Origin of the sequence: uncultured Algibacter sp., from assembly GCF_905480415.1 — a bacterium.
Taxonomy (GTDB): domain Bacteria; phylum Bacteroidota; class Bacteroidia; order Flavobacteriales; family Flavobacteriaceae; genus Algibacter_B.
The window spans coordinates 1-20,542 of record NZ_CAJQQI010000175.1; the positions used below are offsets into that span (position 1 = coordinate 1).

Here is a 20,542-nt window from a genome sequence, read left to right on the forward strand (position 1 = left end):
AATAATTTTTTCGGACTTTCTAAAAGTTTAGCTATAATTTCAATACGCTTTGATTTTTGCTCTAAACCTTCTTCAACATCGTTTCTTTTTAATGAAAATAAAGCAACTTCAGCACCAGAAATAAGTGCAGAACACAATAGAAGTAAAAACAGTAATGCAAAACTAAAAACAACTGAAACATCAATTGCCATAATTAAAAATATACAACTCGCGGGGTCAGGATCCAATTACTACTGGTTTAGTTAAACATAGATTTCTCGATAAGTTATCGAGTACATTATTAAAAGGGAAGATCATCTTTTTCATCTTCTATGGGCTGCCTAGCTGGTTGTTGGCTTTCAGCAGGTTTTTGAAGAACAGGGGTGTTTGTAACATTGCTTCCACTTTCATTTTTTGTTGAAAGAAATGTAAATTCATTACATTGAATTTCGGTTGAATATCTGTCATTACCCTTATCATCCGTCCATTTTCTGGTTTTCAACCTTCCTTCAATATAAACCTTATCACCTTTGCTTAAATATTTTTCACAAATTTCAGCGCCTTTATTTCTAACCACAATATTATGCCATTCAGTATTTGTAATACGCTCGTTAGTTTGTTTACTTGTATAAGTTTCACTAGTTGCTATGGGAAAGCGACCTACGCATCCACCACCTTCAAAATAATGCATTTTAACATCATCACCTAAATTCCCAATTAACATTACTTTATTTAATGTACCTGACATAATATGTATATTTTAAAAGAAGACAAAAATAGCCAATTGCACTTCATTTCTTTAAAATTAATAAAAAAATATGATTGTTGACTCCAAACTACTAGAAATTAAACGATTCAATAAAATTCCCAATTAAAATAGGTACTGCAAATTCTCTTACTTTACCTATAGAAACACCCTCAGTAGGAAGTTTTTCTACATTAACAACCCAAAATTGAGTATATAAATGTTGATGTGATAATTTATGCAGTATTGGCTCCTTATTATATAGAGACAATTCAAAAGATATTCCTTTTAGTAAATCATGATTCTCAAGGAAATTATTAAAACCTTCAATATCATTCGCATTCTTTTCTGTTTCAATTAAAGGAAACTGATATAAATTTTGCCAGATACCCTTACTTTCTCTTTTTTCTAGAATTGTTTTGTTGTCTTCAGAAATAAATACTAAAAAATTAAAATGTTTTTTTTTCGCTTTCGCGGATTTAATTTTTACTGGTAATTCAGCTATTCTATTATTATTAAAAGCTAGACACCCTTCATTAAAAGGACAAATATGACAATACGGGTTTTTGGGCTTGCATTGGGTAGCCCCAAATTCCATAATGGCTTGATTAAACTCTGCAGGATGTTTTTTATCAATTAACTCTTGTGCTAAAGCTTTAAATTCTTTGGTTCCTTTTGAAGAATTTATAGGAGTATCAATTCCAAAATATCTGGATAACACGCGATATACATTTCCATCTACCACAGCCGTGGGTTCATTAAAACAAATGGAAGCTATAGCACTTGCGGTATAATCGCCTACACCCTTAAGTTCTAGTAAATCCATATAATTATCCGGAAACTTTCCTTTTAGCTCATTAGCGACATACTTGGCAGATGCATGCAAATTCCTAGCACGAGAATAATAGCCTAGTCCCTGCCAAAGTTTTAGAACATCACTTTCATCGGCCTTTGCCAACTCAAAAACAGTTGGAAATTTGCTAACAAAAGCTACATAATATGGTAGGCCCTGTTTTACTTGGGTTTGTTGCAAAATAATTTCCGACAACCAAATGTAATATGGGTTATTGGTTTCTCGCCATGGCAAATTACGCTTATTGTTTGAATACCAATGTGTTAAGGTTTTTGAAAATATCATGAATATATTTAATAGAGCAAACAAAAATAAACGTTTATAATATTAAATTTTAGTGAATTAGGTTTGAAATATTGAATATTAAATTCCTATATTTGCATCCCTTTTAGAATTTAGAATAACACAATAAATAATATATTAAAATGACGAAGGCTGATTTAGTAGCAAAAATTTCTGAGAAATTAGGAATTGAAAAAGGAGATGTTCAGGCAACTGTTGAAACTTTTATGGAAGAAGTGAAAACGTCTTTAGAAGGTGGTGATAATGTTTACCTAAGAGGTTTTGGAAGCTTTATAATTAAAACTAGAGCTGAAAAAACAGGTAGAAATATTTCAAAAAACACAACAATTAAGATACCTGCTCATAATATCCCTGCATTTAAGCCTGCAAAAGTTTTTGTAGAAGGCGTTAAAACAAATGTAGACGTTAAATAAAGCATTAAACGAATTATTAATTTAAAAACACACTATTTATGCCAAGTGGTAAAAAACGTAAAAGACATAAGGTAGCGACGCACAAACGTAAAAAACGTAGACGCGCTAACCGTCACAAAAAGAAAAAATAAACCAAAAAAAGTAGTTAGATTAGCTGCTTTTTTTGGTTTTAAAAACAACAAGTTCTTTGAAATGAGTTCATTAATTTTTTAACGCCTTTGGTGTTTTATGAACTCCACGGATTTAAAATCCTGTGAAAAAATAATGTATAATCCATCTGTACTTAATTGTATGGATAAAAATTAACTGAATGGATAAAGAATTGATCATTAGATCTAGTTCCGACAATGTTGATTTTGCCTTATTAAAAGATGGAAAACTTATTGAATTACAGAAAGATGAAGATAGTAATGACTTTGCGGTTGGTGATGTGTTTATAGCCAAAATCCGAAAAGCTGTTCCGGGACTAAATGCTGCATTTGTTAATGTAGGTTATGAGAAAGATGCATTTTTGCATTATCATGATTTAGGGCCTAAATTACCTTCTCTTTTAAAATTCACAAAACGTGTAAGCACAGGTAAATTAAGAGATTTTTCTTTGAAAAATTTCCCATTTGAAAAAGATATTGATAAAGACGGCAAAATTTCTGACGCCTTAAAATCAAATCAATCGCTATTAGTACAAATCGTAAAAGAACCTATATCCACAAAAGGACCTAGAATAAGCTCAGAGCTTTCTATTGCTGGTAGATATATAGTTTTAGTACCTTTTTCTAGCAGAATTTCTGTTTCTCAAAAAATAGAAGACCGCGAAGAAAAAGATAGACTAAAACGTTTGGTAAAGAGTATTACTCCCCAAGGTTTTGGCGTAATTATTCGTACTGTAGCACAAGGCAAAAAAGTAGCTGAACTAGATAAAGATTTACAAAACTTGCTTAGTCGTTGGACGGCAATGTGTAAAAAGCTACATAGAGCGCATCACCCTAGTAAAGTATTAGGAGAAATGAATAAAGCCTCGTCAATTTTACGAGACATATTTAATGATTCCTTTACAGGAATTACTGTTGATGATGAAGAGCTCTACTATCAAATTAAAGATTACGTGCAAGAAATTGCACCCAACAAAGAATCAATAGTTAAATTGTATCAGTCTAAAGTTCCAATTTTTGAAAAATTTGGAATTGAAAGACAAATTAAAACCTCGTTTGGAAAAACCGTTTCTATGTCTAAAGGTGCATATTTGGTAATTGAACACACCGAAGCACTGCATGTTATAGATGTAAACAGCGGAAACAGATCTAACAAAGCAAACAATCAAGAGGATACAGCACTAGAAGTTAATATAATAGCTGCTACAGAAATGGCTCGTCAATTACGCTTACGTGATATGGGCGGCATCATAGTAGTAGACTTTATAGATATGACTCATGCTGAAAACAGGCAAAAATTGTTCAACCATCTTCGTGATGAAATGAAAGATGATAGAGCAAAACATAAAATATTGCCTCCAAGTAAATTTGGATTGATACAAATTACAAGACAACGTGTTCGCCCAGAAATGAACATTAAAACACGTGAGGAAAATCCTGACGCTATTATTAATGGCGCTGAGGTAGAAGCACCTATAGGGTTGGTTCAAAAAATAAATCACGATCTTGAAAAACTAATTAAAAAAGACTATAAAAAGTTGACTTTAAACACACATCCTTTTATAGCAGCCTTTTTAACAAAAGGTATTCCATCTGTGCGTTCTAAATGGTTTTTAGAACATAAAAAATGGGTTAAAATTTTACCAAGAGATGCTTACACATACTTAGAATATCATTTTTTTGACAAAGATGGTAATCAAATTAAATAATTAAAAAACCCGCTACTTTTAAAGTTAGCGGGTTTTTTTTATGTCCTTTTGTTTTAAATTTTTTTGGCGCTATCTAAAGAATCGGGCTATACTACTCGCTTCCTATTCGCACGTGAGCTGAAACAGCCATTCAAGCCCTAATTCGTGTTGAATACTTGCCCATATATAATAGAATTCAATTCACATTAACTTACTTTTACCCGACTAAGCATAACTTAATGATAACGGGTTTATAAATATCTTTTAAAAAGTGCTACTCTTTTTATATGCAACTAAAACAAAATTATTTTTTATGATTTTCAAATTTAATTGAGCTCTCAGAAGAATTATAATTCAACTCGAAATTAATACCTTATATAACTAGACCCTCATACTCTTTTGCATTTAAAAACTTAGCTAGAATAGGTAGCCCTAAAATAATTTCCCTCATTTAAGAAATGATTTATAGGGAATTAAACCCAATACTAGTATAATGGCAAGTATAATTATAAATTTTCTATAATAGTTTTTAACTGCTATCTCTGGCAAAAAAAACTCATCCCCTTTAGAAAAATAATAAAGACTTAATTTTTGTTTAGTCGATATCTCTTTACACTTTGATCCACTTACACTTTGTTTATATATGTTATTAAGATACTTAAACTCAAAATAACTATAATTATTTTTCGACAATCTATTCGAGCAATAAGTGTTTACTATTTCCACATTTGTCAAATTGCTATTCTTGATGCGATTTTTAATAGTTGTTTGTTTATAAAAAACAACTGATAAAATAATCAAAATGAATAAGGAAAAAAATAACTGTTTTTTAAAGTACATCGTGCCTATTTACTTTTTAATTAAAGCTCACATTTATTAATTCTGTTGGCTATCATAAAATAATTACTTCTCATAAACGATTAGACCTGTCAGCCCTAAACAAAGCCTAGTAACAGACTTTTTAAAAACTTAAGGCGCAGGATTAGGAATAACCTGATGTACTTCCTCAATTTGTTGTAAAACGTCTTCACTCAAAGTCACATCTATACTATCAATATTCTCTTTAAGCTGTTCTATATTAGTAGCTCCAATAATAGTACTGGTAACAAAAGATTGTTGGTTAACAAACGCTAAACTCATTTGTGCTAAAGTCATATTATTGCCTTCAGCTATTTTCAAATAGTGTTTTGCCGCCTCTTCAGCTTTTTCACCACTATATCTAGCAAATCTTGGAAATAATTTAAGACGTGCATTATCATCTGCCTTTCCTTTTATGTATTTACCCGATAACACACCAAATGCCATAGGTGAATATGCTAACAAACCCACGTTTTCTCTCAAAGCCACTTCTGCTAAATCAGTCTCAAAGGTTCTTGTTAATAGTGAATACGCATTTTGAATAGTCGCAACTCTGGGTAAATTATGATGTTTCGATTCTTCCAAATAACGCATAGTTCCCCAAGAATTCTCATTTGAAATACCTATGTTTCTTATTCTACCGGCTTTAACTTCAACGTCTAAGCTGTGAAGAACCTCGTTAAAATTGTCTTCCCACTTCGTATCCAACTTAAAATTTCTAACACCAAATCTATTGGTATCGCGCTCTGGCCAATGTAATTGGTATAAATCAATGTAATCAGTTTGCAATCTTTCCAGTTCTAAATCGATAGCTTCTTTTATAGCTTTTGGGCTAAAACCTGTGGTACGAATATGCGCTGTATAATCACCTCCTCCTGCGATTTTAGATGCTATTACTACTTTATCTCTATTTCCAGATTTCTTTAACCAGGTGCCAATAATTTTACTAGTTCTTCCACTTAGTTCTGCAGTGGCTGGCACAGGATATAATTCGGCAGTATCAATAAAATTAACGCCTTGGCCAATAGCATAATCCATTTGTTGATGTCCTTCGGCTTCGTTGTTTTGATTTCCCCAGGTCATAGAGCCTAAGCATATTTTACTAACTTTTATTCCGGTATTCGGTATTGTAGTGTATTTCATTTATAGCATTTTTTTTAAGAAGCGTAAAGATAAAAAACCTTTAAAAGCCTTGAAGCTTTTAAAGATTTTTTATGCGTGAGGGATTGAGGCATTTGTTGAAGCTCCTCGTAGAGAGCGACTGCCGAAAGCGCGACCCTTGTGGTAACGCCCTTATGTAATTACTCGCTTAACAACTTAGAGAGTTCGTCTAACTTTGGTGTTAAAATCACTTCTATACGTCTGTTTTTAGCTTTGCCTTCTTTTGAAGCGTTAGAGGTTATAGGTGCAAATTCGCCACGTCCTGCAGCAGTTAAATTTTCAGGATTTATATCGTTGTTCTCTCTTAAAATATTAACGATAGCCGTAGCACGTTTGGTTGATAAATCCCAGTTACTAGTTAAGATGCCGTTACCTGTGTAAGGCACATTATCGGTATGACCTTCAATTAAAACAGCAATATCTGGGTTATCGCCAAGCACGTTACCAAGTTGCTTTACCGCTCTAGTTCCCTCTGAACCAACGGCCCAACTCCCTGAACTGAATAACAATTTATTTTCCATAGATACGTATACCTTTCCATCGCGTTGCTCTACGGTTAATCCTTTGCCTTCAAAATCGGTTAAGGCTCTAGATATTGCGTTTTTTAACGCCGTCATAGCTGCATCTTTTGATGCTATTACATTTTCCAATTCTGCTACACGATTTGAGCGGTCTTCTAACTCTTTTTTAAGCTTTTCTAGTCTTGCATTTTCTGCTGCTAAAGCTTGTTCTTTAGCTTCTAACTGCGCTAACAACTCTCTATTCTTTTTAGAGTTTGCTGCTATGGCTGCCGAACTATTTTTTTCTAAAGCATCGTAAGAGGCTTTTAAATTATTGTAATTTGATTTTGTTGCGTTGTAATCGGCTTGTAATTTATCGCGTTGCGCAACGGCCTCATCGTAGGCAGATTGTAATTGCTTCAATTCGTTTTCGGCTGCGGTTTTAGCACCTAAAAGGGCTTCATTATCTGCAGAAAGGGTTCTGTTATCCTTTTTTAAATCGGCATATTTTGACTCTAGTTCTTTATAAACTTTGGGTGATACGCAAGAGGCTAACACCACTAGAGCAAACACTGTGAATACAATCTTTTTAATCATTTTATTTGGGTTCATTTATTGTTTATTATTTTTTATTTCCAGAAGAATAGGACAATGGTCGCTATGCACCGCTTCTGAAAGTATAACGGCTCTTTCTATGTTTTCTTGTAATGGTTCTGATACCATCGCGTAATCTAATCGCCAACCTTTGTTATTAGCGCGTGAATTAGCCCGATAACTCCACCAGCTATATTGTTGTAGTTCCGGATTTATAAATCTGAATGAATCAATGAATCCGTTATCAAGAAAACTGCCAATCCACTTGCGTTCAACTGGTAAAAATCCTGAAACGCCCTTCATTTTAGGGTTATGAATATCCATTTCTTGGTGACAAATATTGTAATCGCCACAAATAATAAGGTTTGGAAAATCTTTTTTAAGATTATTTATATAATCTTGAAACATAGCCATGTATTCCAATTTGTGATTCAATCTGGCATCATTTGTACCTGATGGTAAATACAAACTCATAACCGAAACGCCATCAAAATCGGCCCGAATATTTCTACCTTCAAAATCCATAGAGGCTATACCCGTTCCACACTCCACATGTTTAGGCTCCGATTTACTTAAAATAGCAACACCACTATAGCCTTTTTTTTGGGCACTAAACCAGTAATTGTACTTATAACCTGCTTCTTCAAAAAGACTTAAATCTAATTGTTCTTCTAAAGCCTTTATTTCTTGCAAACAAACAACATCTGGATTTGCAGCTTTTAACCAATCAATAAAACCTTTGTTAACAGCTGCACGAATACCATTTACGTTATAAGATATGATTTTCATTAATTTCTAATTAAAGTTTGAAAAGATCCTGAGTTTAATCAGGATAGATTCGTTTTCAATAGAAAACAAATCTAATTTTAGCTAAAATAAATAATGCGTTACTTTTACACTATTAAATATAGCTTGAGTTTTAACGAAGCTATTAACAAAATATTTTAAACGATTTGCAGTTTAAGTATCTGATGAAGTTTTTTATAGGTCTCCTTATTATTTTAGTTAGCTTTTGCGGTTTTTCGCAAAGTCAAAATTCTATTTATAAAACAAAACATGTTGCAGTAAAGAATACCATTAAAATTGATAGCGTTGGTATCAATTCCAATTCATTTTCCATTAGAAAAAAGGACAAGACAATTATTGATTCAACCTATTATTCTGTTGATTTTGCTAAAGCTACTTTAACGTTTAAAAAACCTATTGAAACCGATTCTATCATTATAAACTACTTAAATTTTCCAGAGTTTTTAACAAAAACCTACAAACAATTAGATGATAATATAATAGTTGAAAACAACGACCAAAATCAAACGCTTTATACGTTATCGCAACCCAATACTAATAATGATTTTATCCCTTTTGATGGTTTAACGACATCAGGTAGTATTTCGCGTGGTGTTACGGTTGGTAATAATCAAAATTCAGTTTTAAACAGTGAATTAGACCTTCAAATTACTGGCAAACTAAATGATAAAGTCTCACTTAAAGCATCCATTCAAGATGCAAATATTCCTTTACAAGAAAGTGGTTACAGTCAGCGTTTAGATGAATTTGATCAAGTGTTTATTGAATTGTTTAGCGACAACTGGAATATTCGTGCTGGAGATATTGATTTAGTAAATGCTGATTCTTATTTTGCGAATTTTTCAAAACGTGTACAAGGATTAAATTTGAAATTAAAATTGGGTGAAGATGATACTCAAACCAATTTATTCGCAGCAGGTGCGATTGTGCGTGGTCAATTTACTACCAGTCAGTTTATAGCGCAAGAAGGGAATCAAGGTCCTTATAAATTACAAGGACCTAATGGAGAATTGTTTGTGCTTATCGTATCAGGAAGTGAAACTGTTTATGTAAACGGTATTCCTGCAAAACGTGGTGAAGACCAAGATTATATCATCGATTATAATGCAGGTGAAATAATTTTTAATGCCACTTTTCCAATTACTTCAGAAATGCGAATTACTGTTGATTATCAATTTAGTGATCGTAATTATTCCCGATTTGTTGCGTTTGGAGGGGGGAATTACTCAAGCGAAAAATTTAAATTAGGCGTTTCTGTATATTCTGAAAACGATGCAAAAAATCAGCCTCTACAACAAAATCTTTCAGAAGAACAAGTACAAATTTTAGCGGATGCTGGCGATGATAGGACACAAATGGTTGCACCATCAGAAGTACGAGAAGAACTAAATGACAACAGAATTTTATACAAAAAAGAACTCATTGGTAGTGTTGAAGCTTTTGTGTTTTCAAATGATCCAAATGATGAATTGTATCGTGTAACATTCACTTTAGTTGGCGCAAATCAAGGTGATTATGCTTTGAGTAATATCAATGCCATTAATAATATTTATGAGTTTGTTGGCGCTAACCAAGGAAGTTATGCTCCAGTTGTTCAGCTTGTAGCCCCTATAAAACTTCAAATAGCTGTTTTGAATGGAAGTTACAAACCTTCAGAAAAAACGAAAATTAGTTTTGAAGCTTCTGGCAGCAAAAATGATTTGAATTTATTTTCAAACTCTGATGATAACAATAATGATGGATTTGCTGGAAAAATAAACATTAACCAAACTCTAGTAAAAAAAGACAGTCTTTGGAATATGGATGTGTATATAGATAGCGATTATATAAGCGCTGAATATAGAAATATTGAAGGGTTGTACAATCCGGAATTTAACCGAGATTGGAATTTAGACCTCAATAACGTAAGAGGTATTGGCCTTAATTTAGGTAATCAAATGTTATTTAATTCTGGTTTTAGGATGTTTCATCAAACAAAAGGGACTTTAAATTACCAATTTGAACATTTAAATTTTTCTGATGGCTTTAATGGAAATCGCCATATAGCCCAAGCTAATTTACTTTTAAATAAATTCAATATTTTATCATCTTCTAGTTTTTTAAATACTGAATCTAATATAAACACATCTACATTTTTGAGATCCTATAACCGCTTTACCTACAGCATGAAAAAAAGCTGGATAGGCTCAAGAATAGCTATTGAAGATAATGAACAACGTAACATAGCTACGCAAGAACTCACTCCTTTAAGCCAGAGATTTAAATCTTATGAAATATTTGTTGGACTTGGAGATAGCACCAAAATCTTCACTGAAATAGGTTATAAAAATCGAGTAAATGATAGTATTAAAAACAATCAATTACAAAAAGTTAATACGTCAAATACATTTTATTTGGATTCTAGAATTATTCAAAATAAAAATACGAACCTGTCTTTATATGCCAATTACCGAACCCTAAAAAGCAATGATAAAACTATTGAAGATGAAAACTCCATAAACTCTAGACTGCAGTTTAATCAAAAACTTTTCAAACAAATAATACAATGGAATACCATTTTTGAAACAAATTCAGGAAGATTGCCGCAACAAGACTTTACTTATGTAGAAGTTGAAGCTGGTCAAGGTACTTATACTTGGAATGATTACAACGAAAATGGTATTCAAGAGCTTGAGGAATTTGAAATTGCCCAATTTCAAGATCAAGGTCGATTTATTCGTGTACTTTTACCCAATCGAGTTTTTATAAAAACACATCAAAATAGATTGAGTCAAACACTTACTTTCAACCCTTCTCAATGGTCAGTTTCAGAAAACAAATCAAAACAATTTTGGTCACATTTTTACAACCAAACCAGTTATTTAATAGACAGAAAGATAAAACGAGAAGGTAGTCGTTTCAATTTAAATCCGTTTAACACGAGCGAAGAAGACCAACTTGGTTTACAATTAAACTTTAGAAATGTTCTATTTTTTAATAGAGGTAAGCAACGTTATACAACCTCTTATACATTTTTGGATAACACGACGCGACAGGTGTTATCTGTTGGGTTTATTGAGAATAGTTTAAAAAGTCATCAATTTAATTTTAATCATAAAATATCTAAAAACTGGTTAATTAATATGCTTTCTGCATTTGATAACAATGAGAGTATTAGTGAAAATTTCGCAAGCAAAAATTTCAATTTTGATGAGACTAGATTCAACCCAAAACTTTCTTATTTATTTAATGATAACTCCAGTTTTGATATGTTTTATCAATACGCAAGCAAAAACAATACTATTGGTGACATGGAGTCTTTAAATCAGCAGAAATATGGCATATCATTTACCTTAGGAAATAGTCAAAATAGCGCCATAAATGGTGAGTTTAATTACTTCTCTAATGACTATATAGGTAACCCAAATACACCCGTTGCCTATCAACTTCTAGAAGGCTTGCAACCAGGAAAAAACTTTACTTGGAGTTTATTGGCTCAAAAAAAACTAACTAAATTTTTAGATTTGAATCTGAGTTACTTTGGAAGAAAAACAGAGACTAGCAGAACGATTCACTCGGGTTCTATTCAGTTAAAAGCTTATTTCTAAAAACAAACCATTTACCCATTAAAATCTCGTATTCGAATCATCTATTTTTTTAAAAACAGAAATAATAGTTTTTACAGCTTCAGTATAAAACTCTGGTTGAATATTTTCATAATTATCTGTAGGTTCATGATAATCTTTATGGTCTTCAACCCCAAAATATAAAAATGGAATACCTTTTTTATAAAAATTGGCATGATCTGATGAATAGGTCCAATTGTCTAAGTTATCTTCTCCATCATGACCACTAACAAGTTTTATTACGGATGACTGTCTAGAATTTATAATTAAGTCCTTTAATTTCTTGTTTTCTGAAACTCCTACTACATACAATTCTTTCTTATCGCTTCGGCTTATCATATCCATATTCATATTAAGTATAATATCATTTGAAGAAATAATTGAGTTTTTTACAAAATATTCAGAACCTTTAAGCCCCAGCTCTTCTCCATCAAATGCAGCCAAAATCACTGAATGCTTTGGCGGAAACTTTTTAAAATATTCAGCAAAAGCAAACAAGGCACTTATTCCTGAAGCATTGTCATCAGCACCGTTATAAATTTTTCCATATTTAATGCCTTCATGATCATAATGTGCACTAATAACTATATATTCTTTAGGAACCTTAGTCCCTTTAATAAGCCCCAATATGTTTACTGCTTCAAATACTTTTCTCTTTTCAATAAATGAAAATGATTGCTCAAAAGACTTACCTAAAGGCTGAACCTTTAAGGTATGAAATTGATTAACTATATATTTTCTAGATTTGGCAGAACCTTTTGTGCCAGTTCTTCTGCCTTCAAATAAATCAGAGGATAATGATTTAACATGCTTGAGAAGCTCATTTTTATCAAATAAAGAAAACTGATTAGATTCTGCTTGAGCAAAAATATCTGCCACTGGAAACGTTAAACAGAAAACAATTAATAAAAGAATTTTATACATAAATATTAGTGCTGATTAAATATACTTAAATTTATTTAATAACGGAGCCCATACCAACGTGTTGATATGGGCTTAAATATTTCTATTAAATCTTATTACTTAACGGTAGCTTTCATTAATTCTCTATTCATTCTAGCAATATTATCTAGTGAAATTCCTTTAGGGCACTCAACCTCACAAGCTCCAGTATTGGTGCAATTACCAAAACCTTCCAAATCCATTTGTGATACCATATTTTGGACACGTTCTGCAGCCTCTATTTGTCCTTGGGGCAATAATGCATATTGCGATACTTTAGCACCAACAAATAACATAGCCGACGAGTTTTTACAAGTTGCTACACAAGCTCCGCAACCAATACAAGTTGCTGCATCCATAGCATCATCGGCAGCATACTTTGAAATAGGAATTGAATTTGCGTCTTGTGTATTTCCTGATGTATTTACCGAAATGAAACCACCAGCTTGTTGAATACGATCAAAAGCAGTTCTATCTACTATTAAATCTTTAATTACAGGAAATGCAGATGCACGCCAAGGTTCTATATAAATAGTATCGCCATCACTAAAACTTCTCATGTGTAATTGACAAACAGTAATACTTCTATCTGGACCATGTGCACGACCATTTATATACATGGAACACATACCACAAATCCCTTCGCGACAATCATGATCAAATGCAATTGGTTCTTCATCCTTATCAATTAATTCTTGATTTAAAACATCTAGCATTTCTAAGAAAGACATATCTGGCGATACATCATCAAGCTTATAGTCAACAATTTTTCCTTTATCGTTAGCGCTTTTTTGACGCCATATTTTCAATGTTAATTTCATAACCAATCTGCTATTTATAACTTCTTTCTTTTACTTCAATATTTTCGTATACTAACTCTTCCTTATGTAAAACTGCATCTTTAGGAGCTCCTTTATACTCCCAAGCAGATACGTATTGAAATTCTTTTCTACGCATAGCTTCACCCTCTGGGGTTTGATACTCATCTCTAAAATGTCCTCCAGCAGATTCTTCTCTTTGTAAAGCATCTTTAGCAAACAACTCTCCTAATTCTAGAAAATCTGCAACACGACCAGCTTTTGCAAGCTCCTCGTTATATTCATCAGCATTACCAGGAACTTTAACATCGTTCCAGAACTCTTCCCTCAATTCGGATATTTCAGTAATAGCAGATTCCAAATCTTTTTCATTTCTTGCCATTCCACACTTATTCCACATAATTTTTCCTAATTTCTTATGGAAATAATCAACAGAATGTGTTCCATTGTTGTTTACTAACTTATCAATAACTTCAGTAACGTTTTTCTCAGCAGTATCAAATTCTTTGATATCTGTTGGAATTGGTCCTGTTCGAATATCATCAGCTAAATAATCACCAATAGTATATGGAAGCACAAAATAACCATCAGCCAATCCTTGCATTAATGCCGAAGCACCAAGTCTGTTAGCACCATGATCTGAGAAATTAGCTTCTCCAATGGCGTACAATCCAGGAACAGTAGTCATTAGGTTATAATCTACCCAAATACCACCCATCGTGTAATGCACCGCAGGAAAAATCATCATTGGTGTTTCATATGGGTTTTGATCTACGATTTTTTCGTACATCTGGAATAAGTTTCCATATTTCGCTTTAATAATATCTTTTCCTAATTTATCTATAACAGCTTTATCATCTTCATCTAGTCCTTTAACATGCGCTTGTTCTTTTCCATAACGCTCGATAGCTGCAGCAAAATCTAAATATACTGCCTCTCCTGTTTTATTTACTCCGTAACCTGCATCGCAACGCTCTTTTGCTGCTCTTGAAGCGACATCCCTAGGTACTAAGTTTCCAAAGGCTGGATAACGACGCTCTAAATAATAATCTCTATTTTCTTCTGATAAATCAGTAGGTTTTAATTTACCTTCTCTAATAGCTAAAACATCATCCATGTTTTTTGGTACCCATATACGTCCATCATTTCGCAATGATTCAGACATCAATGTTAGTTTAGATTGATGATCACCAGAAACTGGGATACAAGTTGGATGAATCTGTGTGTAACACGGATTTGCAAAAAAAGCACCACGTTTGTGCGCTTTCCATGCTGCTGTTGCGTTACTACCCATTGCATATGTAGAAAGGTAAAAAGCATTACCATAACCTCCTGTTCCTAAAACAACCGCATGTGCTGAATGACGCTCAATCTCTCCTGTTACTAAATTACGTGCAATAATTCCTCTTGCTTTACCATCAACAATAACAACATCAAGCATTTCATGACGACTGTACATTTTGATTTTACCGCGTCCTATTTGACGGTTCATGGCAGAATAAGCACCTAATAATAATTGCTGACCTGTTTGCCCCTTAGCGTAAAATGTTCTTGACACCAATACCCCTCCAAATGAACGGTTATCTAACAATCCACCATAATCTCGCGCAAAAGGAACTCCTTGTGCAACACATTGGTCTATAATGTTTGTTGAGACTTCGGCTAAACGATGCACATTAGATTCACGTGAACGATAATCACCCCCTTTTACTGTATCATAAAACAATCTATATGTCGAGTCACCATCACCTTGATAGTTTTTTGCCGCATTAATTCCACCTTGAGCTGCAATTGAATGCGCACGTCTAGGTGAATCTTGAAAACAAAATGCCTTTACATTATATCCTAATTCTGCCAAAGTAGCTGCTGCAGAACCTCCTGCTAATCCTGTGCCTACTATAATAATATCTATATTACGTTTGTTAGCTGGATTTACAAGATTGATCTGATCTTTATAATCTGTCCATTTATCTTTAATTGGACCCTTTGGTACTTTTGAATCTAATGTTGCCATATCTATGATAATACGTATTTAAGGTGGTGATAAAGTGCGATAATAATAAAACCTAACGGAATTATAATTGAATACCCTTTTCCAATATTTTGAAGTGTTTTCTTTCTGCCAGCAGTAACTCCCATAGATTGAAAAGCCGATGTAAATCCATGTGCTAAATGCAATCCTAACAATATAAAAGCAAGAACGTAAGCAATGGTTCTTATGTGACTATGAAATTTCTCTACTAACTCTTGATAATATCTAAATTCCCCAAGGTGCATCCCAGACATGTCTCCTACAACATATTTAGTATTTAATTCTGGAATCCAGAAATCTATAAAATGAAGTACAATAAATGCCAGTATGGCCAGCCCACTGTAAATCATATTTCTGCTCATCCAAGTTGAGTTAGCAGCACCGTTATTTTTTGCATAGTTTACACCATTAGCCTTTTTGTTTTTAATCTCAAGGATAAAACCCATTACAAAATGAAATACGACACCAAAAATTAAAACAGGCTGCAATGCAAATTGCACTAGAGGGTTAGTTCCCATAAAATGAGCTAACTCATTAAAGGACGCTTCACTAAAAACTGACGTGATATTTACAGCTAGATGTATAATTAAGAAAAACATGAGGAAGAATGCAGAAAGCGCCATTGCTACTTTTCTTCCAATCGAAGATTTAAAAAATCCGCCCATTATTTTTAAGTTATTTTTAAGTTTGAACAAATGTAGTTATGAACACATTCTTAGACAAATAACAAATGTCAAGTTTTCATTATTTAGAATGATTTTAAAGAAAGTTTGAATTATCATCTAATACACAAATAAATTCGTAATACTTAAAACAAAAGCACACTTTCTTAAGTAATTAATAGATACTTTATCAATTTCATGATATTACCTTATTAATATTTAGTAAAATGGAAGCGTATTTACCTTTGACTATTCAACTAATTAGTAGAGTAGTTGATTGAAACGCCACTGACTCACTTATGAAAAATTAATCATCAGGAACATTATGGAATTCTGTAGCAGGAATATTAGGTGGTGGATTTGACGGCAGCATTCTTAGCATGATGGAACTAATAACAACTGGCAGCATGGACTTATTGGAATCTTAGAATTATTTATGGAGCTGGCTTAGGTGCTGGCGAAGTTATAGCTATCATTCGATTAATAAACTAAATCATGAATAATTAGATGTTAAATAATCTCCTATTCCAAAGTTATTTTTTTTGTTATATATGTAGTATCCGAATAAATATTGACAAAATAAATTCCATTTGAAACACTGTTTAAATGAATAGTGTTTAAACCATATGTACTTGAAATATCTTTTTGAGCAATAAGCCTCCCCGATACATCAAAGACAGCCACTCTTTCTAAATTAATATTTCTATTATTACTTATGAATAAATCCCCTTTAGTTGGGTTTGGATAAACTCTAACACCTTCATTTAATTTATCTTCTTCAATGCCTAAAGCACAACTACCAGAAAAATTAGTCATTATAGGCTTACCGCATACTGGTTCGGCTGTACTATTTTCTTGTATCATGTTTGCACCTTCAATATTATTGGTATTTAAAAATCTTAATGATTCTCCGTTAGCAATAGCAAAATGCATTATATTATCTGTATCAATAATGTGATCCATTTGCCTGCAATGCCCTAATTCATGAAGCGCAACACTTTCAAAATCAAACTCAGTACTTCCTGGGTTTTGTGAATTAAAGTTCCAATTAGTTTCGTCATCAAATATGATATCAAATTCAGTTACATACCAGTCCAAACTAGGAGCACCATTTTTTGTTACCGTACATGCAGAATAGTATGAGGTTCTTGAACCAAGAACGGTGTCGGGTAAATCGTCTTCTGGATTGGTACTTGTGCTATCATCAAAGGACAATACATTAAAAGTATCTAAATTTCCTTTATTTTGTGCACTAGGACTTGATATAATGTTTGATTCATTTAAAATCCAATTAATTTGAGTCTCACAACTCCATGTTTTTAATGCTCTATATAGTGCTTCTTTTGCTCCAGTGAGCTCAGAAAAACTTGATGTCATATGCCAAGTATAACCGCCACTTCCATTATCATCAATTAGCTGTGTTTTATATGCCACATTAACACCCGAATTTAAGTAATCCGAAACTATGTTTGCTTGAGCATAGGTAACAAATAACGTACCACTAGAAGTTATAAAACTACCATCATTGTTAGTTACCTTAACTCTTCCTGTCCCAGCCTCAGAAGGAATTTCGACCGTAATTCTTGTATCAGTCCATGTTAATATTTGACTGTCTAAAGCATTTACTGAGCCTGAACCTCCATTATCAGCATTACTAAAACTAACTATGCCTTTTGTACTTCCAAAATTAGAGCCTGTAATAATTAAAACCGATCCTGTACCTGCTGTTAAACTTGTAGGAGAAAAACTTGCAATTGTTACTGGAAGTAAATTACTTGTTTTATTTAATACTGAAGTCTTATTTTGAACATCAAAATTTGTTAATTCCGTATAATTAGATTTTGTGTAACTCATTATTTCATTGTAAAAAGAATTTGAAATTCCTTTTTTAGAAGTAAATTGGTTTACCGCAGTATCATTACCAATATCGTATTTATAGAACCCTTGTAATGATCCGTAGGGTTTAAATCTCAGTTTAGTAGACACCGCTTTAGATTCTAATTCTACTTTACTATTATATAATGTGAAGACACCTGTATCATCAATATTTAATTTTAAACTCGGATAAACAATTTGAGCATCCATACCAATAACTCCACCAAGTGTTATAATTTCAATTTTTGGTGATACTTCCCCTTTAAAAACCTTAAATACTTCTATGGTGTTTATAGTATATATTTTTTGGTGATTTGTATCCCAAAAAGATTTTTTTGAAAGTACTTTTCCCTCTAAAACTAAAGTTGATTTATCAATTTGTTTGCTTAATGATACTTTTTTAAGCATTAGTTGTGCAGATATTGATTTAGATATTACTAAAAAAAATAACAAACTAATTAGTACGTGTTTCTTCATCCCTTCAATTTTTGAAATAGTTAAAATACACCTCATTATTGAGGGATTACGGTGATTAAATTAATATACGGGAAGCTTTTACTTTTAGACTTTTCAGAAATGTTAAATTCGATAAGATGTTATTAATTGAAATATTTTTATTGCAAATTGAAAACAATCGGTATCAAAGAGTTGTTATTAATTTGCAATAAAAAAGCCATTAATAAATATTTATTAATGGCTTTTTTAGAAGTTTTTTAAAGTTATTCTACAATAAGCTTTTTAGTAATAAAAGCATTCTCAGAATGAATATTAACAAAATACATACCTTTCGAAACATTTATCAAATTTATAGTTTTTGTTCTTGATGTATAAGAGACATCTACATCGGAAACCAATCTACCACTTACATCATAGACAGCAACTCTTTCTAAATTGGCAAATGAGGTGTTTTTTATAAAAAACTGTTGTTTGGCAGGATTAGGGTATATGGTTATACTGCCATCCAGCTCATAACGCTCATCAACACTCAAACTACAACTACCCGAATAATTAGTCATTGCTAAGACTAATGGACATGGACCGCTAGATGTACTTCTACCCTGTACATCAGCCGCCGCAATAATATTGTTAGCACCTAAAACTCTTTCATCTTGCCCATTAAATAAACTAAAATGCATAACATCACTATTCGGATCAATTACATGTCCTAATTGATGACCATGACCCAATTCATGAAGCGCCACACTTTCAAAATCATATTCAGTGTTACTTGATGCTCCTGCACCAAAATTCCAAGTTTCTACAGTAGGAGACCCAGTATTATCAGGACTATCATTAAATACAATATCTAATTCGTCAACATACCACGCAATACTTGTATCACCATTAATAAAACAACCAGAAAAACGAGATGTGCAGCGTCCTAAAATATCATCTCCCAACTCATTACCAATATCAAATCTAATAACATTAACACCATCTTCCGCAATAACATTCGTAGTAGTTGCAGCTCCAATTACCCAATTAATACCAGATTCGCAGCGCCATATTTCAAATGCCCTTAAGAAAGAAGCTTTTGCCTGAGCATTTGTATCGAAATCTGTAAACATCTGCCACGTATACCCTCCTGATGTATTATCATTTACATGTTGGGTAAGATAAGCAACATCTAACCCTGCAGCTGCCTGATTACTAATAACATTAATCTCTGAGTATGAAACTACTAAAATAGCGCTAGAAGTTTCAGACTGACTGGAGCTATCTGTAACTTGAATTGCACCTGTACCTGCTCCAGAAGGAACCTCTAATGTAATCTGTGTGTCTTCCCATGTTAATACTTGTGTATCCAATGCATCAGTAAAAGATGAGCCACCTGTATCTGCTTCAGAAAAGCTAACCTTACCTTTTATTGACCCAAAACCAGAACCACTAATTGTTAAAACTGTTTGTGTTCCTGCCGACACTGTAGTTGGCGAAAAGGTAATTGCACTTGGTGGCAAAGCATTTTTTATTTGTTTGAATGCTGCTTGTGTTTTTTCAATATTAAAATTAGTTACATCAATATAGTCCGACTTGGTATATGTCATAATTTCGTTGTAAAATGATGCAGATATACCCGTTTTTTTGATGAAAATATTTGTCGCAATATCTTGGTATAAGTTATACTTATAAAAACCTTGAGAACTTGAATATGGTTTATATTGGTTTTTTTTAGATTTAGATTTTAACTCAATATTATTATTATCATTTAACATAAACACACCAATATCATTTACATTTAAACTTAAACTAGGTGTAACAATTTCTGCTTTTAATCCAACAACTCCACCTAACGTAATGATATCTATAGTTGTTAAAGATTCGCCCTTAAAAACTTTGTGTACTTGTATTTTATTTACAGTGTAAATATTCTTATTGTCTTTATCCCAAAATGATTCTTTAGATAAAACTTCTCCCTCTATGAGTAAACTAGATTTTTCAATTTGTTTCTCCAATGAAACTTCTTTAATTAATCCTTGAGCATTCAAACTGGATATCAATGATAAAAGCATAATCAATAAATACGTTAACGTAATCTTTTTCATATTTATTTTTAATTA

At 32.5% G+C, this 20,542-nt stretch carries 15 protein-coding genes; 3 read left to right on the top strand and 12 right to left on the bottom strand.

Going from position 1 to position 20,542, the window contains the following annotated elements; all coding sequences use genetic code 11:
* The 3 genes from QZ260_RS11955 to mutY all read right to left on the bottom strand — a co-directional run.
* Positions 1 to 227 (bottom strand): CNNM domain-containing protein (locus QZ260_RS11955; protein WP_295986541.1); only part of this gene is annotated, 227 nt, incomplete at its 3' end.
* A 53-nt stretch (positions 228 to 280) separates the two neighbouring features.
* The gene (gene ssb, locus QZ260_RS11960; protein ID WP_295986543.1) at positions 281 to 727 is read right to left on the bottom strand and encodes a single-stranded DNA-binding protein; all 447 of its coding nucleotides are present in this window, start codon (positions 725 to 727) and stop codon (positions 281 to 283) included.
* Positions 728 to 818: 91 nt separating this feature from the next.
* The gene (gene mutY, locus QZ260_RS11965; RefSeq protein ID WP_295986545.1) at positions 819 to 1,862 is read right to left on the bottom strand and encodes an A/G-specific adenine glycosylase; all 1,044 of its coding nucleotides are present in this window, start codon (positions 1,860 to 1,862) and stop codon (positions 819 to 821) included.
* A 140-nt stretch (positions 1,863 to 2,002) separates the two neighbouring features.
* On the opposite strand from mutY, the gene QZ260_RS11970 reads away from it, so the two are divergent.
* Together QZ260_RS11970 and QZ260_RS11975 are read left to right on the top strand one after the other, a co-directional pair.
* Complete coding sequence (locus QZ260_RS11970) at positions 2,003 to 2,293, top strand: HU family DNA-binding protein (protein ID WP_055442767.1); 291 nt, start codon at positions 2,003 to 2,005, stop codon at positions 2,291 to 2,293.
* Positions 2,294 to 2,603: 310 nt separating this feature from the next.
* Complete coding sequence (locus QZ260_RS11975; RefSeq protein ID WP_295986555.1) at positions 2,604 to 4,151, top strand: ribonuclease E/G; 1,548 nt, start codon at positions 2,604 to 2,606, stop codon at positions 4,149 to 4,151.
* A gap of 948 nt (positions 4,152 to 5,099) precedes the next feature.
* Here QZ260_RS11975 and QZ260_RS11980 read toward each other — a convergent pair.
* The 3 genes from QZ260_RS11980 to QZ260_RS11990 all read right to left on the bottom strand — a co-directional run bounded on the left by QZ260_RS11980 (position 5,100) and on the right by QZ260_RS11990 (position 8,032).
* A complete protein-coding gene (locus QZ260_RS11980; protein ID WP_295986558.1) occupies positions 5,100 to 6,131 on the bottom strand; it encodes an aldo/keto reductase in 1,032 nt (343 codons plus the stop codon).
* A 158-nt stretch (positions 6,132 to 6,289) separates the two neighbouring features.
* A complete protein-coding gene (locus QZ260_RS11985; protein WP_295986597.1) occupies positions 6,290 to 7,246 on the bottom strand; it encodes an OmpA family protein in 957 nt (318 codons plus the stop codon).
* A gap of 15 nt (positions 7,247 to 7,261) precedes the next feature.
* A complete protein-coding gene (locus QZ260_RS11990) occupies positions 7,262 to 8,032 on the bottom strand; it encodes an exodeoxyribonuclease III (protein WP_295986561.1) in 771 nt (256 codons plus the stop codon).
* A gap of 182 nt (positions 8,033 to 8,214) precedes the next feature.
* Between QZ260_RS11990 and QZ260_RS11995 the strand changes: the two genes are divergently transcribed.
* Complete coding sequence (locus QZ260_RS11995) at positions 8,215 to 11,637, top strand: hypothetical protein (protein WP_295986564.1); 3,423 nt, start codon at positions 8,215 to 8,217, stop codon at positions 11,635 to 11,637.
* Between the two features lie 18 nt (positions 11,638 to 11,655).
* On the opposite strand, the gene QZ260_RS12000 is transcribed toward QZ260_RS11995, so the two are convergent.
* The 6 genes from QZ260_RS12000 to QZ260_RS12025 form a co-directional block, all read right to left on the bottom strand.
* Complete coding sequence (locus QZ260_RS12000; RefSeq protein ID WP_295986566.1) at positions 11,656 to 12,579, bottom strand: M28 family peptidase; 924 nt, start codon at positions 12,577 to 12,579, stop codon at positions 11,656 to 11,658.
* Positions 12,580 to 12,674: 95 nt separating this feature from the next.
* On the bottom strand, positions 12,675 to 13,418 hold the full coding sequence (locus QZ260_RS12005; RefSeq protein ID WP_295986567.1) for a succinate dehydrogenase/fumarate reductase iron-sulfur subunit: 744 nt from the start codon (positions 13,416 to 13,418) through the stop codon (positions 12,675 to 12,677).
* Positions 13,419 to 13,428: 10 nt separating this feature from the next.
* Positions 13,429 to 15,429 (bottom strand): fumarate reductase/succinate dehydrogenase flavoprotein subunit, encoded by a 2,001-nt coding sequence (locus tag QZ260_RS12010; RefSeq protein WP_295986569.1) that lies wholly within the window; start codon positions 15,427 to 15,429, stop codon positions 13,429 to 13,431.
* 2 nt (positions 15,430 to 15,431) lie between these two features.
* Entirely contained in the window at positions 15,432 to 16,112 is a 681-nt protein-coding gene (locus QZ260_RS12015) for a succinate dehydrogenase cytochrome b subunit (RefSeq protein WP_295986571.1), read from the bottom strand.
* A 519-nt stretch (positions 16,113 to 16,631) separates the two neighbouring features.
* Entirely contained in the window at positions 16,632 to 18,461 is a 1,830-nt protein-coding gene (locus QZ260_RS12020) for a T9SS type A sorting domain-containing protein (protein WP_295986574.1), read from the bottom strand.
* A 242-nt stretch (positions 18,462 to 18,703) separates the two neighbouring features.
* Positions 18,704 to 20,527, bottom strand: a complete 1,824-nt coding sequence (locus QZ260_RS12025) for a T9SS type A sorting domain-containing protein (protein ID WP_295986575.1) — start codon at positions 20,525 to 20,527, stop codon at positions 18,704 to 18,706.
* Positions 20,528 to 20,542: the final 15 nt, after the last annotated feature.